This is a genomic window from Acidobacteriota bacterium (assembly GCA_016715115.1).
In the GTDB taxonomy this organism is placed as follows: domain Bacteria; phylum Acidobacteriota; class Blastocatellia; order Pyrinomonadales; family Pyrinomonadaceae; genus JAFDVJ01.
Window position 1 is genome coordinate 1,218,434 of the sequence record JADKBM010000011.1, and the last position, 15,057, is coordinate 1,233,490.

Genomic DNA, 15,057 nt, shown 5'->3' on the forward strand with positions numbered 1-15,057 from the left:
GTCGCGTGAAAACGAAATCTAACCTTCCAAAGCCTCAAAACACTTTTTCAAACTCTCGGCCGTTTCGACATTCGAGCAAACGGCCTCGCGGTTTATCTGGCGCACGAGTCCGGACAAGACCTTTCCGGCGCCGATCTCGACAAACGTCCGGACGTCGGCGGCGAGCAAGGCTTCGACCGACTGCGCCCAGCGGACCGGCGACGAAACCTGTTCGATCAGCGCGGCGCGCGCGCGTTGGCCGCTTGAATTCTGTTCGGCCGATACGTTCTCGACGATCGGAAATTTGAGATCGAAAAACTCGATCGACTCAAGGTCAACTGCCAGGCGCTCCTGCGCCGGGAGCATCAAGTCGCAATGGAAAGGCGCCGAAACGTTTAGTTTGATCGCGCGTTTCGCGCCGCGTTCCTTCAAGAGTTCGATCGCACGATCGACCGCATCGGAATTCCCGGCAATCACGATCTGCGCCGGTGAATTGATGTTCGCCGGCGAGCAAACTTCGCCCATTGCGGCTTCGGCGCAAGCGATCTCGATCGTTTCGAGCGGAAGTCCGAGAATCGCCGCCATCGCTCCGACTCCGACCGGAACCGCTTCCTGCATATAAGTTCCGCGCTTTCTGACGGCGACGACCGCATCCGCAAAACTCAAGGCTCCGGCCGCGACCAACGCGGAGTACTCGCCGAGGCTATGTCCGGCGACAAACGCCGGCGCTTGAAATCCTTCGCTTTCCATCGCCCGGAAGGCGGCGACCGAGGTCGTCAGGATCGCGGGTTGCGTGTTCGCAGTCAAGGTCAGATCCTCGTCCGACCCGGCAAAGCACATTGTAGAAAGCGAAAAACCGAGCGCATCATCGGCTTCTTCAAATACGGATCTCGCAGCCGGAAAGTTGTCAAACAGGTCCTTGCCCATCCCGACCGACTGTGACCCCTGTCCCGGGAAAAGGAATGCGACCTTGGGAACCGGCGATTTCAAACTCGATTCTGCACTCATTTAGTCTATTTCAGTCTTTCGAGACTCCAGAATTCCAGATTCCAAACTCAGAATTCCAAGATTCCAGATTCCAAAACTCAGAATTCCAAGATTCCAGGTCCCAGAATTCCAGATTCCAGAATTCCAGATTCCAAGATTCCAGAATTCCAGATTCCAAGATTCCAGGTTCCAAAACTCCGAATTCCAAGATTCCAGGTTCCAAAACTCCGAATTCCAAAATTCCAGATTCCAAAACTCAGAATTCCAAGATTCCAGATTCCAAGATTCCAGGTTCCAAAACTCCGAATTCCAAAATCTAAAACCTAAAATCCAAATTCGAAGAATCCAAAATCCAAAATCTAAAATCCAAATTCGAAGAATCCAAAATCTAAAATCGAATCACCGTTCCGCCCCAGGTGACGCCGCCGCCGAAGGCTGTCAGAAGGACCAAACTTCCCTCTTTGACGCGCCCGGACTGGATGCACTCGTCAAGCGCGATCGGGATCGACGCCGACGAGGTGTTGCCGTGAAACGCAATGTTCGAATAAAGCTTTTCTTCCGGAACCCCGAGACGTGACGCGACCGCGTCGGTAATACGCTGATTCGCTTGATGCGGGATCACGAGATCGACATCATCAACGGTGTAACCGGCCTTGGCCAGCATCTCGGCGGAAATGTCGGCCATCGAACGCACGGCAACCTTGAAGAGTTCGTTGCCTTTCATCTTGAAAAAGTGCAGCCGATCGTCGATCGTCTTGTGCGTCGTCCCGAGTTTCGTTCCGCCGCCCGGTGCAAAGAGCTGCTCTTCGTATCGCCCGTCGGACCTGATCTTGGTCGCGAGAATTCCTTTTCCTTCGGGGACCGGGCCAACCACCGCCGCACCCGCGCCATCGCCGAAAATGACGCACGTCGAACGATCCGTGTAATCGACGTACTTGGTCAGCACCTCGGCGCCGATCACCAACGCATAGCGGATCTGACCGGTTCGAATCATCGATTCGACCATCGTCAAACCATATAGAAATCCCGAGCAGGCCGCGAAAAGATCCATCCCGGCAGCATTGACCGCGCCGATCTGCGCCTGTATCAGCGCGCCCGTCGACGGCATTATCTGATCCGGCGTCGTCGTCGCGCAAACGATCAAATCGATGTCTTCGGCCTTCAAACCGGCACGCTCGAGCGCCATCTCCGCCGCCCTCGTGCCGAACTGCGAAGTGTACTCGTTATCGGCCGCTTTGTGGCGTTGTTTGATGCCCGTGCGCGTAGTTATCCAATCATCGCTGGTCTCGACGATCTTTTCCAGGTCGGCGTTCGTCAGAATGCCTTCCGGATAAGCGTGTCCCATCCCGATGATCCCTGCGTTGTGTCCCATTTCGGATTTTTGACTTTAGATTTTGGATTCTTGGATTGTTTATCGTCCAATCACAAACTGCAAATCGAAAATCACAAACTAGCTATTCGGATTCCTTGACGTCAAGTATCTGCCGGCCTTTATAGGTGCCGGTTTCGGCGTCCACGCGATGCGGACGCTTCGGTTCCCCGCTGTCCTTGTCGATGTAATACTGCGGAACGCTCAGTGCGTCGTGCGCACGGCGCTGGCGTGTACGCGATTTGGAATGTCTCCGTTTCGGATTTGGCATAATTCTCCTCTTTTACTTCGGGATCGCAGATTGCATTGCGGTCGTTGACCGTCAGTCCAAAGGGCGATCTAAAATTTAATATTCTCCAGTCCTGACCAACGCGGGTCGATCTCTTTCACCGAACAACCACAAGTGCCGGTATTCAGATTCGCACCGCATTTGGCACAAAGCCCAAGGCAGTCCCGGCTGCAAAACACCTGTTCCGGAAGGAACAGCAAAATCTGTTCCCGCGCCACGTCGGCAAGATCGATCTGTTGCCCGTCAAAGACGGAAACGTCGAGTTCGTCTTGGCCGACCTCGGACTCGGCTCTGTTTTCAAAAAGTTCGGCCGTCACAAATACATCGTGGAACGGAAAGTCGAGCTCAACGTTCACCGGTTTCAGACAACGGACGCAATCACATTCAACGACGCCTTCGACGCGTCCCTCGACTTCAACACGGCCGCCCGTCCGGCGAAGCGTACCGGCGACTTTCACGGTCCCCGATATCCGTGCGGCGTCGTCATCGAGGTCGGGCGCCGAACTAAACTCAAAAGGTATCTCGGGCCGTCCCGATTCGCGGATTTCAATAATCATCTGGCAAAGATTGAAATTTCAATTATCACGGCGCGAAACGCAAAGGAATAATTATAGCTTCTGAATCGAATGTGTCAAACCAAAGCGGTTCGCGGCGCAATCGCTTCGGGTCATCAAACCATTCTACCGAACGCCTGAACCAACCGCATTGTCAAAAGTCGAAAAACCTCGTTCGACGAGAATTCGCGACAATCCGTCGTTGATCTCGCGCGCGAACGAAGGCCCGCGATAGATGAATCCGGTGTAGGCCTGGACGAGCGATGCGCCGGCGGCGATTTTCTCGAACGCGTCTGCCGCGCAGAAAACACCTCCGACGCCGATGATCGGCAGCGCGCCGCCCGTCGCCTCATAGATCGTCCGAATGACCTCGGTCGAGCGTCTCCGGACCGGGCGCCCGCTCAAACCTCCGGCCTCGTCGATGACCGTCTTCAAACCTTCACGGGAAACGGTCGTGTTCGTCGCGATGATCCCGGAAAGCTCCAGACTTTGCGCGATCGCGGCAATGCTTTCGATCTCCGGGCGGTCAAGGTCCGGCGCGATCTTGACGAGCAAGGGTTTCAGGCCAATTCCTTTCGTTTCGCTGATCGCGCGATTGAGATTCTGGATCTCGCCGAGGAGTTCCAAGAGCGAGTCGGCCCGCTGAAGTTCCCGCAGATTCGGAGTGTTCGGGCTCGAAACGTTGATCGCGACATAATCGGCGACGTCGTATGCAAGGCGAAAACTTTCGAGATAGTTCTCGAGCGCGGATTCGAGAGGCACGTCTTTGTTTTTCCCGATGTTGACGCCGATCACGCATTTGCGGCGAGAGCGCTTCAGGCGTTCAACGACACGCGCCGCGCCATCATTGTTGAACCCGAAACGGTTGATCAGTGCCTCGTCCTCCGGAAGGCGGAACAACCGCGGCTTCGCGTTGCCGGGCTGCGGACGGAATGTCACCGTGCCGACTTCGACAAAGCCGAAGCCGAGCGCGGCGAGTTGATCGACGACCAATCCGTTCTTGTCGAATCCGGCCGCGATCCCGAGCGGATTGTCGAACCTAAGTCCGAACCGCGTTATCGGCCCGAAGGAGAATTCACTCCGATAAACCGACGAGGCGATTCTCTGCGAGATTCGCGATCCGAGTCCGATGCGGAGGGTTTCGACACCGAATTCGTGTGCCGTTTCAGGCGCCAATCGAAAAAGACACGGACGGATCAACCTATCAAAAATCTTCGACATCGCTCTTAAAAGAAAACCGCCCAGGTCGCGAAATCTTCGCTGAAATTCTCAAACCGATGCTCCGCACGCGCCGGCACGAACAGGGCGTCGCCGGCTTCGAACGGGAATCGAACGCCGTCGATGACGATCTCTCCGGTGCCGCGGGCAATGAAATAGTACTCGTCCTCGTCGTGAAATGTCTGCCGATCAACGCCGCGCGGCGCGAAAAAGACGAGTTTGACGCCATTTTTCGAGAACGGCTCAATATCCCAAACTCCGTCGATCCATTTGTCGTTCGCGGGTTTGGGAAGTTCGGCGAGGAACGCTTCGATCGTAAACTTCATAGAGGAAGTTTAGCTTTCAAGTAGGTAACAATCAATTTCTTCGCGACGGGCAAGGTCTTTTCGATGATGAATCCGGCGGCCTTGGCCGAAACGACGGCGGATTTCTCCGTCAAACGCAATGCGACGGGTGCGACAACTTTGATCGTTCGCCCGGTGAGCTTCGCCGATTGTCCGACGACAACGACGACGAGTTTGACCGCTTTTTCGGCGGTCGAGTCTTTCTTCTGTGCGTTTGCAGAGAGGCAGAGCGTGAGCGCAAACGCCGAGGCGAAGATGATGCGCAACATTATTTTCTTCATCGGGAATGAGTCTTTACTTTCGGATTGGAAGCTTGGAGTGGAAAAAACTAAAGGCTGCGATTGACGCAACCTTTAGGATTATAAACAATTTGCGGGTTTATTTGGAAGAACTATTTTACAGCTCATTCTCCGGACTTAGCCGTTTTTTTTTCCGAGCCTTCGGAAACATAGGTGAGCCACGGAGCGTTGTTCGGCGCCGGCCGCTCACCCCGAATGACCTGGAAGAAATGTTCCTGAAGTTTCTTGGTGATCTCGCCGCGCTTGCCGGAACCGACGGTAATTCGGTCAACCGCACGGATCGGCGTGATCTCGGCGGCGGTCCCGGTAAAGAACAACTCGTCCGCCAGATAGAGGGCCGCGCGCTGGATGTTCGTCTGCTTGACCGGAATTCCGAGTTCCTTCGCGATCTGAATCACGGAATCACGAGTGATTCCCGGAAGAATGGACGCGCCGAGCGGCGGCGTCAGAAGCATCCCGTTGTTGACCAAGAACAGATTCTCGCCCGAGCCCTCGGAAACGTAGCCGCGGTCATCGAGCGCGATGCCTTCGCTGAAGCCGCCGAGGATCGCCTCCATCTTGATAAGCTGCGAATTCATATAATTCGCCCCGGCCTTCGCGACCGCCGGCAGAGAGTTGGTCGTTATCCGTGTCCAGCTTGAGACACAGACGTCGACGCCAGCCTCGAGCGCTTCTTCTCCGAGATACTTGCCCCAATCCCAGGCCGCGATGTAACACTGCACCGGATTCGGAAACGGATTGACGCCAAACGCAGGTTTCTCCTCGTTCAATCCGCGAAAAACGATCGGCCGCAGGTAGCAGGCTTCGAGTCCGCTGTCACGAACAAGTTCGACCGCGGCGTCACAAAAATCCTGCCGGGTAAACTTAAGATCCATACGATAGATCTTGGCCGAATTCACGAGCCGCTGCATATGCTCGGTGAGACGAAAGACCGCCGTTCCGTTGACCGTCTCGTAGGCGCGGATGCCCTCAAAAACGCTCGAACCGTAGTGGATCGCGTGCGTCATTACGTGAACGCGAGCGTCGTTCCAATCGATCATCTGTCCGTCGCGCCAAACTTTCGACGCGATTCTTAGAGTGTTGACATCTTTTGACGACATAGTTATGAATGCTCCTCAAGATAAGAATTTGAAGCCGGTGATAAACGCGGTGGAAACTTAGAAAAAACCAGATTCAACCTATGACTTAAGGATAGTATATGGCGGAATCATTGGCAAGATACATATCCCTACGACCCTGGCCCCGCGGCGATTCCGGAAACAGAAAAGCGGGTGAAGATACCGAGATCCTCACCCGCCCGACTTGTTGGAACACTCCGTTATAGAATCGAGATCCGTGCTGCCGACGAGTCAAGCCGACTGGTGTAAATGATCCCGTTAACGAAGACCGAGACGATGATCGGCCTGTCCCCGGCACCTGCCAAGGTCTGCGGCAAAGTGACATCGATCGTGTAAACGCCGGGTTCAACCAACACCGGATTGGTGATGACCGTGGCCCCAGAGACCGTCACGTCGCCGATCCTGACCGATACAGCCGTGCCGGCGATCGCGGTCGATCCGATATTGTTCACCCCGGTCAAATGAATTCGTAGAACCGTCGCGACACGACGGCTTCCGCGAAGCTTGAAAGTCGTGACCGTAAACGGTTCGCGCGTGTAAACTCGGTTGACGACGTTCAACGCCTTGACACGCCCGCCCGGTCCGCGAACGTCGGGATCCGTAAACAGATCCGGTCTTGCCGGGACAACGACGATATTGCCACGAATAACCGTTCCGTTATTGTTGATCACAACCGGATACGTCGCGCCCGCGTCGGCCGCCCTGAGTCCGGGCGGAACGATAAACTCTATCTGACGACGACTCACGAACTTCAGGCCCGCGGCGACGCCGTTCACCGTCATCGTCACGCCGCTCAGTTCGATCGGAAGCGTGAAACTCCGTTGAATCGAACCCGTTGCCGTCCGCGCGGCGACCGGTTGACTGATTCCCGCATCATAATCGAGAATCGCGAGCATTCCGGGCGAAACGCCCTGAACTGCAGGCGGATTCTGCGGCGTCGGAGTCGGCGTGGCAGTCGGCGTCGGCGTCGGCGTTCCGGTCGGCGTTGGTGTCGGCGTCGGCGTTGGTGTTGGGGTCGGCGTCGGTGTCGGCGACGGCGTCGGAGTCGGAGTCGGCGACGGTATGGCCGTCGGCGAAACCGGCTGGCGGCTGGCACCCGTCGCGAATGAAAGCGTCGAGGCTCCCTGACGAATCACCGTCGGCAGATAGAAATAATAAACCTCGTTGCCGAGATCGTCATTACCGGTGCCGATCTCCGTCTGCGAAAAGGTGAACGCCATCCGCTGCAGACTGTTCGTCGTTATCGGTGCCGTGGTTCCGAGGAAAAACTCCGGTCGCGGGAACTTGGTGACGCGCGTAAAGATAGATGCTGCCGGGATCGCCGCCAACGGATACGAATAAAGTTGCGGCGGTCGGGCATCGATATTATTCAAACCGTCGGCCGGGGTCGCCGGAATTGTTCCATCGGCCTTGATGTTCATTCGCGTTTCCATTACAAGCGTCTGCGGAGTGCCGCCGAGGTCGTAATCGGTGAACGACGGATAACGCTGCACATCGCCGCCGGATGCCGCACTGTCCGCATCGCTTCGCGCGCAAATGCGTTTGATCAGCGGGTTCGGATTCGGAGGCATCGTGACCGGCGGATTGAAATCGTAAATGAACGTCGCAAATCCGGCCTGATTCGTTCCGGAGTGCTCGTTGGCGAGATCCGCGAACGAATCGAACGCGAGGTAGCGGCCGTCCCGGCTCAGGCGTTTTCCAAAACTGAAAACATTGACAACGTCACCAGGATTCGTGCGGGCCGTTGTCGTTACCTGTTTCTTCTGGCCCGTCGGCGAACCGCTGGCATCGATGTCCGCAAAGTAGATCTCTTCGTTGCTGTCGGCGTTCGAACCGCCGGTCATTCCGATGATCGGATTGACGGCGTTGCTCATAAACGCGATCCGCAGGCCGTTTCCCGATATCGATGAAAAGCCATTGTAGATCGGGTTTCCGATCGTTCCGCGCGGAGTTTGGGTGATCTGCTTTAAGGTCGTGATCAAACGGGCGTAGACGAAGATCTCGTCGTTGTCGGCCGACGGCGCGTTCCCGCCGGTGACGAGATCGCGGCTTGACGTAAACGCGATATAGGTGCCGTCATCGTTGATGCTGACGTCACGATTGTCGTCGGCGATCGTCGACTGCGTCGAGGGACTGCCCGGTGTCGGCAACCGGCTCGGAAGCGAATTCGTGACGCGGGTGAAAGCGCCGCCCGTCAAATCCGTCAACGGAATCTCGACTCCCGAAGAGAGGTCCGCGGCGGCGACCGCCGGTACGGCATAGAACCAAACCTCGGTATTCCCGTCCGCGGTCAGCGGATTCGTTCCGGTTCCGGTCGTAAACGAGTTGCCGTCAAACGAACCGGGATTTGTCGAATTGGGCGCGAGCGGCGTCGAAGTCGTCGCGTTCGAACCGAATGCGATCCAACGCCCGTCAACGCTCATCACAGGACGCGTATTCACGATGTCGACCTTGATGTTGTCAAACGTCGGAGCCTTGGTCGGATCGTTCAAAAGACTTTTGGTGTCGGTGATCTGGAAAATGCGTCGCTGAGCGTAGTCGAAGATGAAGATCTCGCGATTGCCGTCGGAGTTCCGAGGATTTTCAGTGGCGATGTCGCCGCTCGATTCAAAAACAATAAGGCGGCCGTCCCCGCTGATGCCACCCGCAAAGGAGTCACTGAACGAATTCGTTACCTGTCCGATAACAGAATCGACCTGTGCCTCGGCCGGCGCCGAAAAAAGTGCAATAATGACTAAAATTACGAAAATGTGAAACTTCACAAAGTCCTCCGAAAATCAGATTTTTACGAGGGCGTATAAAGACTCCCAAACGTTCCGCTCGCATCAATCGCAAAACATTGCATTTTAAAGGTAAAACCTGGGTTCTGCAAGCAAGTACCGGATTAAAGTTCCGACGCGTTTGAAAAACATAGCCTTTGATGCAATAAATGACGTAACGGGTTGACCTGCAGCAACGATTTATTCGACCCGGAACCATCCGGACCAACGTGGACGCACCAAAAAGCCGAAAAATAATGATTGTCGCGGGCGAAGCGTCCGGCGATGCACACGCCGCGAAACTCGTCCGTGAACTGCGGGCGCAAACCGGGATCGATTTCGAGTTTTTCGGCGCGGCAAGCCATCATTTGCGGGCCGAAGGCGTTGAAGAGATCGTCAACGCGGACGAACTTTCGGTCGTCGGACTGCTCGAGATCGGGAAGGTCCTGCCGATGTTCTGGCGCGCGTTTCGGAAACTCCGCGATGCCGCCGTCAGTCGCCGCGCCGACGCCGTGATACTGGTCGATTTTCCGGAGTTCAACCTGAAACTCGCGCGATCCCTCAAACGCCGCGGCATCAAGGTCATTTACTATATATCGCCGCAGATCTGGGCGTGGCGCCAATATCGGATCGGTGCGATAAAAAAATACGTCGATCTGCTGCTGACGATACTTCCGTTTGAAAAAGACTGGTATCTGAAAAACGGGTTTTCGAAGGTCGAATATGTCGGGAATCCGACCATAAGCGAAGTTGCGGCCAGATCGACTCGTGAAGAGTTTTGCTCAAAATACGGACTCAATCCGAAGCGGCCCGTCATCGCTCTTCTGCCGGGAAGCCGCCACAAGGAGATCGCACGGATCCTTCCGCTGATGCTCCAGACGGCCGAAGATATGACCGACCGTGAACCGGCGCTTCAGTTCGTGATCGCGCTCGCCAATCTCAGGCGCGAGACCGAAGTCGCCGCGGCCTTTTCAAAAAGCGGTGTTGTCCGCGATGCGCTCAGCATCGTTACCGCGCACGGCGAGACGTTCGACGCGCTCAACGCCTCCGACGCCGCGGCGGTCACGAGCGGAACGGCGACACTTGAAACCGCCGTCATCGGCACGCCGCTGGCGATCGTTTACAAGACCTCGCCGCTCAATTACCGGATCTTTCGGCCGATGATCTCGGTCGAGCACTTCGGATTGATCAACCTCATCGCGGATGAACGGATCGCGACCGAGCTTTTACAGGACGATCTCACAACGGATTCCCTCGGTACGGAATTGTTCCGGCTCCTCGATCCGGAGGTCAACGCCTCGTTCCGGCGCCGCCTCGCCGAAGCGACCGAAAAACTCGGGCACGGCGGTGCGTCGGCGCGCGCAGCATCGGCGATTTTGCTCTTTCTTTCGGGCGCGGACGAAAACAGTCGGAACGGTACTTGAAAGTCGAAACTTAGCGGTGATACGATTTCGGCTGAACGCTATGGCAGACCAATACGGATTAATTGAAAAATCGAAGATCATGGATTCTTCACGGATGACGCGGGCCCTGTCGCGGCTTGCTTCGGAGATCGTCGAGGACAACCACGGCGCGCGTGATCTTTATATCGTCGGAATTCGTCGCCGCGGCGTTCCGTTGGCCCAGCGGATCGTCGAGAAGATCGCCGAACTTGAAAACGAAACGCCGCACTTCGGGATCATCGACATCACGTTGTATCGCGACGATCTTTCGACCGTCGGCGCGAATCCGATAGTCAACCGGACCGAACTGACGCACGACATCGAAGGCAAGAACATCATTCTCGTGGACGACGTTCTTTATACCGGACGAACGATCCGCGCGGCCCTCGATCAGCTGATGGATTTCGGCCGACCGAATCGCGTCCAGCTTGCCGTGCTTATCGACCGCGGCAAGGAACATCGCGAATTGCCGATTCAGGCCGACTACATCGGTAAAACGGTGCCGACAAAACGGACCGAGATCATCAAGGTAATGCTCAAAGAGTATGACGATGAAGAATCCGTTTGGATCTACGAGAAACCGGCGTAAGTTATTTGAAAGCAAGGATTTTAGACGCCTTGCTTTTTTTTATTTGGGAATTGGGAATTGGGATTTCGGATTTGTCTTCAAGCCGACGTGTCCGACCAAATCCGCAATCCCCAATCTCAATTCCGAATTATGGAAAAGCCTTTTCGACGACGTGATCTTCTCGGCATCCGCGATCTTTCGGCCGCGGAAATCACCGGTATTTTGAACACCGCCGAAAACTTCCGCGAGATCAACCAGCGCGAGATCAAGAAGGTTCCGACCCTGCGCGGCAAGACCGTGATCAATCTGTTCTTCGAGAATTCGACGCGGACGCGGACCTCGTTCGAACTCGCGGCGAAGCGGCTTTCAGCCGACGCTGTCAACATCTCTGTTTCGTCATCGAGCGTTACCAAAGGCGAAACGCTGGTCGACACGGCGCTTAATCTCGACGCGATGCAGCCGGACTGCATCGTCGTCCGTCACGGCAGCGCAGGCGTCCCGCATCAGCTCGCCAAGGTCTCAAGAGCGGCGATCGTCAATGCCGGCGACGGCGCGAACGAACATCCGACGCAGGCGCTGCTCGACGCGATGACGATCCGCGAGCACAAGGGGACGATCGAGGGGCTCGAGGTGGCGATCCTCGGCGACATCCTGCACAGCCGCGTCGCGCGTTCGAACATACACTTGCTCACGAAACTCGGCGCGCGCGTTCGCGTCGCCGGCCCGAAGACCCTGGTGCCGAGGGACTTTGAGCATCTGGTGGAAAAGGATCTGACGGTCTGCCCTCACGTCGAGGACGCGATCCGTGGCGCCGATGTGGTGATGATCCTTCGAATCCAGCGCGAGCGTCAGGACTCGGCGTATTTTCCGACGCTGCGCGAGTATTCGATACATTACGGATTGACCAACGAACGACTCGATCTCGCGCGCAAGGACGCGATCGTCCTTCATCCGGGCCCGATGAACCGCGGCATCGAGATCGCTTCGGAAGTCGCCGACAGTTCGCGGTCTCTGATTCTCGATCAGGTGAAGTACGGTGTCGCAGTGAGAATGGCGGTGCTGTATCTGGCGACGGGCGGAGGATGATTTGCGATTTGCGATTTGCGATTTCGGATTTTGGATTTCGGATTTTGGATTTTGGATTTTGGATTTTGGATTTTCACGCGGTGATTTGCGATTGGAAAATCCGGAACCTGGAATTTGGAATTATTGGAATCTCGAATCTCGACTTTTCATTTTTACTTTTGATTTCTGAATGAAACTTCTTATCAAAAACGGTCATCTTATTGACCCGGCACAAAATCAGAACAGCGGAATGGACGTCCTTATCGAGGGCGGACGCGTCGCGGCCTGGATCGGACGGGGCGAACAGCCGCCGGCGGACGCGGAAGTGTTCGACGCCAGCGGGCTCGTCGTCGCGCCGGGATTCATCGATCTGCACGTTCACCTGCGTGAGCCTGGTCAGGAGCACAAGGAGACGATCGCTTCGGGCTGCGCGGCGGCGGTCGCCGGCGGATTTACCAGCGTCTGCCCGATGCCGAACACGAATCCGATCAACGACAACGCCGCGATCACGCGTTATATGATCGAGCAGGCCGAACGCGCCGGGCTCGCGAACGTCTTCCCGGTCGGCGCGATCACCAAGGAATCAAATGGCGCGCAGCTCGCCGAGATGGGCGAAATGAAGGCCGCCGGCGCGGTCGCGGTATCCGACGATGGCCGTCCCGTGCCGAACGCCGGAATGATGCGCCGCGCGATGGAATATGCCAAGGATTTCGATCTTCCGGTGGTCGATCACTGCGAGGACAAATCGCTGTCATCGGGCGGGGTTATGCACGAGGGCCGCGTTTCCCTGCTGCTCGGACTCAAGGGAATGCCGGCGCTTGCCGAGGACCTCGACGCCGTGCGCGACATCTATCTCGCCCGGGAAACCGGCGCGCACATCCACGTCGCTCATATTTCGACAAAAGGCTCGATCGAGATCGTCCGCCGAGCGAAGGCGGAGGGCATTCACGCGACGTGCGAGGTCGCGCCGCACCATTTCACGCTTACGGATGCCGCCGTCGAAGGTTACGACACGAATACCAAAATGGCGCCGCCGTTGCGCAGCGAAGAACACGTCGCGGCGATCCTTGAAGCGATCAAGGACGGCACGATCGACGCCATCGCGACCGATCACGCCCCGCACCACGCCGATGAAAAAGCGCTTGAATACGACCGCGCACCGTTCGGCATCACGGGACTCGAAACCGCCGTCGGGCTCGCGTTTTCCGAGCTTGTTCACAAAGGTTTGATCGATCTCGTGCGGTTGGTCGAGCTGTTTTCGACGAATCCGGCGCGCGTTTTCCACCTTCGCGAACGCGGAACGCTGAAAGTCGGATCGCACGCCGATCTGACACTGCTCGACCCGACGCTCGATTGGGTCTACCGCAACGCCGAATCGCGTTCGAAATCGAAGAATTCACCTTACGACGGACGCAGTTTTCACGGCGCGGCGGTCGCCACCATCGTCGGCGGAAAAATCGTTTACCGGCGCGGCGGGTAGTTGGAAGTTCGACGCTTCGCCGTTACAATCGAACCGTTCAATTCCAAGAATCAAAACAGGAGAAATTGTTTATGACACGCAATCGACATCGGACCCTGACCGGGTTGATCGCCATTCTTGCTTTTGCAGCAACGATCTTCGCACAGGACGACAAGGAAAATTACATCGGGTTCAAAGGCGGAGTCAGCATTCCGCAGCTCAGCAGCAGCGACGACAACGAACTCAGCCGCGATTACAAATCGCGGGTCGCGCCGAATTTCGGGGCATTTTTCGAATTCGGCGTCGCCAAACGGACCTCGCTCCAGTTCGAGGTCAACTACGCCGGCCAGGGCGGAAAACGCAACGGGATTCAGCCCGTGACGCAGCCGATACCGGGACTTCCGGCGCTTCCGGCCGGAAATTATTATTACGCCAATTTCAACAACACCGCGAAACTGACCTATCTCGAAGTTCCGGTTTTGGCAAAATACAAATTCGGCCCGAAGACAAAACCGCGATTGTTCGTAAACGGCGGTGCTTATTACGGGTTGCTGGTCAAGGCTGAAACCGTGACCAACGGCAACAGCACGCTCTTCCTCGATCGCGACGGGCGCGTTCCGTTGCTGCTTCCGCCGGTCGGCACTCCGTTTCCGGCGATCCCGTTCGACGCGACGACCGACATCAAGGACGAACTCAACAAACATAATTTCGGATTGACGGGCGGCGGCGGATTCGAGATCCCGCACAAGAAGAACTATTTCGTTTTCGACGCGTGCGTTTCGTACGGCCTGGTGTCGATCCAGAAAGACACGGTGCTCAACGGGAACAGCAAGACCGGGAATCTCGTGATCTCGTTCGGTTACGCGTTCGGCTTGGGCAAATAATCCGACGCGATCGTCGATTGACGACAAAACCTATGAAAAAATTCAAATCGCTTATACTGCTGGCGATCATTCCGGTAATCATCGGCGTGTCCGGTTGTTCGAGAGTTTCAAATACCACCGCAAATACGGCGGGCGAGGCGAATTCGAATTCCGCCGCCGCCAGGAGTGATTCAGGCACAAGCCCGGCACCCGCCGCCGCAAACGCCGACAACACCAAAGTTTCGTCGGATCGATTTGAGTCGATCTACACGGATATCGCCGCGAAGAAATGCAAAACGACCTCGCAGAACGAGGCCGAAGGCTGGATCATTCAGATGTGCGACGGCGTCGGCGGCTACAAACTCGAGGTTTACGAGGACGATATTCGCCAGTCGATGAACGTTGTCCCGCCGGGCGGCAAGAAGTCGGAACTTGATTTCCAGGCGAACGTCTCGAACGCCTTTTCGGAATTCGGTGAAAAGGCCGAATGGCGCGTCGAGAAGAAGGACGGCAAGCCCGTTCCGTTCGCGATGATCGTCAGATTCATTGCGAGCGACAAAAAAGATCAGACTGAAACGACCTCATATCTCGTCGTTGCGAAGATCGGCGCTGAGAAATCTTGCATCACAGACGTCGTCCGACCGTCGTCTGAACAAAACGAAGAGGCACGCAAACTCGCCGACGCGGCCCCGGGCAAACCGTGCAAATCAAAGTAATCAGCGCAGGTTGTTTGCGGTGTCGGCG

The 15,057-nt window shown here is 56.3% G+C and carries 15 protein-coding genes and 1 pseudogene; 7 read left to right on the forward strand and 9 right to left on the reverse strand.

Annotated elements, in window-relative coordinates:
- Nucleotides 1-18: 18 nt before the first annotated feature.
- Nucleotides 19-987 carry an ACP S-malonyltransferase gene (gene fabD, locus IPN69_13995; protein ID MBK8811823.1) on the reverse strand — a complete coding sequence of 323 codons (969 nt, stop codon included), beginning with the start codon at nt 985-987 and terminating at the stop codon, nt 19-21.
- A gap of 7 nt (nt 988-994) precedes the next feature.
- On the opposite strand from fabD, the pseudogene IPN69_14000 reads away from it, so the two are divergent.
- Nucleotides 995-1,282 (forward strand): annotated as a pseudogene (locus IPN69_14000) (pentapeptide repeat-containing protein).
- A gap of 72 nt (nt 1,283-1,354) precedes the next feature.
- On the opposite strand, the gene IPN69_14005 reads toward IPN69_14000, so the two are convergent.
- The 8 genes from IPN69_14005 to IPN69_14040 all read right to left on the reverse strand — a co-directional run bounded on the left by IPN69_14005 (nt 1,355) and on the right by IPN69_14040 (nt 8,919).
- On the reverse strand, nt 1,355-2,338 hold the full coding sequence (locus IPN69_14005; protein ID MBK8811824.1) for a ketoacyl-ACP synthase III: 984 nt from the start codon (nt 2,336-2,338) through the stop codon (nt 1,355-1,357).
- 82 nt (nt 2,339-2,420) lie between these two features.
- The gene (gene rpmF, locus IPN69_14010; GenBank protein MBK8811825.1) at nt 2,421-2,606 is read right to left on the reverse strand and encodes a 50S ribosomal protein L32; all 186 of its coding nucleotides are present in this window, start codon (nt 2,604-2,606) and stop codon (nt 2,421-2,423) included.
- Between the two features lie 68 nt (nt 2,607-2,674).
- Nucleotides 2,675-3,181, reverse strand: a complete 507-nt coding sequence (locus tag IPN69_14015) for a DUF177 domain-containing protein (protein ID MBK8811826.1) — start codon at nt 3,179-3,181, stop codon at nt 2,675-2,677.
- Nucleotides 3,182-3,304: 123 nt separating this feature from the next.
- Nucleotides 3,305-4,390 (reverse strand): quinone-dependent dihydroorotate dehydrogenase, encoded by a 1,086-nt coding sequence (locus IPN69_14020; protein ID MBK8811827.1) that lies wholly within the window; start codon nt 4,388-4,390, stop codon nt 3,305-3,307.
- A gap of 14 nt (nt 4,391-4,404) precedes the next feature.
- A complete protein-coding gene (locus IPN69_14025) occupies nt 4,405-4,722 on the reverse strand; it encodes a cupin domain-containing protein (GenBank protein MBK8811828.1) in 318 nt (105 codons plus the stop codon).
- A complete protein-coding gene (locus tag IPN69_14030; protein ID MBK8811829.1) occupies nt 4,719-5,021 on the reverse strand; it encodes a hypothetical protein in 303 nt (100 codons plus the stop codon). The genes IPN69_14025 and IPN69_14030 overlap by 4 nt, the downstream gene beginning before the upstream one ends.
- A 122-nt stretch (nt 5,022-5,143) precedes the next feature.
- The gene (locus tag IPN69_14035) at nt 5,144-6,139 is read right to left on the reverse strand and encodes a branched-chain amino acid transaminase (protein MBK8811830.1); all 996 of its coding nucleotides are present in this window, start codon (nt 6,137-6,139) and stop codon (nt 5,144-5,146) included.
- 218 nt (nt 6,140-6,357) lie between these two features.
- Nucleotides 6,358-8,919 (reverse strand): PD40 domain-containing protein, encoded by a 2,562-nt coding sequence (locus IPN69_14040; protein MBK8811831.1) that lies wholly within the window; start codon nt 8,917-8,919, stop codon nt 6,358-6,360.
- A gap of 254 nt (nt 8,920-9,173) precedes the next feature.
- On the opposite strand from IPN69_14040, the gene lpxB reads away from it, so the two are divergent.
- The 6 genes from lpxB to IPN69_14070 all read left to right on the forward strand — a co-directional run bounded on the left by lpxB (nt 9,174) and on the right by IPN69_14070 (nt 15,029).
- Entirely contained in the window at nt 9,174-10,340 is a 1,167-nt protein-coding gene (lpxB, locus tag IPN69_14045) for a lipid-A-disaccharide synthase (GenBank protein MBK8811832.1), read from the forward strand.
- 40 nt (nt 10,341-10,380) lie between these two features.
- Nucleotides 10,381-10,947 (forward strand): bifunctional pyr operon transcriptional regulator/uracil phosphoribosyltransferase PyrR, encoded by a 567-nt coding sequence (gene pyrR, locus IPN69_14050; protein MBK8811833.1) that lies wholly within the window; start codon nt 10,381-10,383, stop codon nt 10,945-10,947.
- A 129-nt stretch (nt 10,948-11,076) separates the two neighbouring features.
- Nucleotides 11,077-12,012 carry an aspartate carbamoyltransferase catalytic subunit gene (locus IPN69_14055; GenBank protein ID MBK8811834.1) on the forward strand — a complete coding sequence of 312 codons (936 nt, stop codon included), beginning with the start codon at nt 11,077-11,079 and terminating at the stop codon, nt 12,010-12,012.
- A gap of 169 nt (nt 12,013-12,181) precedes the next feature.
- A complete protein-coding gene (locus tag IPN69_14060) occupies nt 12,182-13,471 on the forward strand; it encodes a dihydroorotase (GenBank protein MBK8811835.1) in 1,290 nt (429 codons plus the stop codon).
- 71 nt (nt 13,472-13,542) lie between these two features.
- Nucleotides 13,543-14,334 (forward strand): PorT family protein, encoded by a 792-nt coding sequence (locus IPN69_14065; protein MBK8811836.1) that lies wholly within the window; start codon nt 13,543-13,545, stop codon nt 14,332-14,334.
- Between the two features lie 32 nt (nt 14,335-14,366).
- Nucleotides 14,367-15,029 carry a hypothetical protein gene (locus tag IPN69_14070; protein ID MBK8811837.1) on the forward strand — a complete coding sequence of 221 codons (663 nt, stop codon included), beginning with the start codon at nt 14,367-14,369 and terminating at the stop codon, nt 15,027-15,029.
- The last annotated feature ends 28 nt before the right edge of the window (nt 15,030-15,057 follow it).

What these genes read in the sequence shown, in the direction of transcription:
- fabD (MBK8811823.1), bottom strand. Translation starts at nt 987, where the DNA reads ATGAGTGCAGAATCGAGTTTGAAATCGCCGGTTCCCAAGGTCGCATTC.
- IPN69_14005 (MBK8811824.1), bottom strand. Translation starts at nt 2,338, where the DNA reads ATGGGACACAACGCAGGGATCATCGGGATGGGACACGCTTATCCGGAA.
- rpmF (MBK8811825.1), bottom strand. Translation starts at nt 2,606, where the DNA reads ATGCCAAATCCGAAACGGAGACATTCCAAATCGCGTACACGCCAGCGC.
- IPN69_14015 (MBK8811826.1), bottom strand. Translation starts at nt 3,181, where the DNA reads ATGATTATTGAAATCCGCGAATCGGGACGGCCCGAGATACCTTTTGAG.
- IPN69_14025 (MBK8811828.1), bottom strand. Translation starts at nt 4,722, where the DNA reads ATGAAGTTTACGATCGAAGCGTTCCTCGCCGAACTTCCCAAACCCGCG.
- IPN69_14030 (MBK8811829.1), bottom strand. Translation starts at nt 5,021, where the DNA reads ATGAAGAAAATAATGTTGCGCATCATCTTCGCCTCGGCGTTTGCGCTC.
- IPN69_14035 (MBK8811830.1), bottom strand. Translation starts at nt 6,139, where the DNA reads ATGTCGTCAAAAGATGTCAACACTCTAAGAATCGCGTCGAAAGTTTGG.
- lpxB (MBK8811832.1), top strand. Translation starts at nt 9,174, where the DNA reads ATGATTGTCGCGGGCGAAGCGTCCGGCGATGCACACGCCGCGAAACTC.
- pyrR (MBK8811833.1), top strand. Translation starts at nt 10,381, where the DNA reads ATGGCAGACCAATACGGATTAATTGAAAAATCGAAGATCATGGATTCT.
- IPN69_14055 (MBK8811834.1), top strand. Translation starts at nt 11,077, where the DNA reads ATGGAAAAGCCTTTTCGACGACGTGATCTTCTCGGCATCCGCGATCTT.
- IPN69_14060 (MBK8811835.1), top strand. Translation starts at nt 12,182, where the DNA reads ATGAAACTTCTTATCAAAAACGGTCATCTTATTGACCCGGCACAAAAT.
- IPN69_14065 (MBK8811836.1), top strand. Translation starts at nt 13,543, where the DNA reads ATGACACGCAATCGACATCGGACCCTGACCGGGTTGATCGCCATTCTT.
- IPN69_14070 (MBK8811837.1), top strand. Translation starts at nt 14,367, where the DNA reads ATGAAAAAATTCAAATCGCTTATACTGCTGGCGATCATTCCGGTAATC.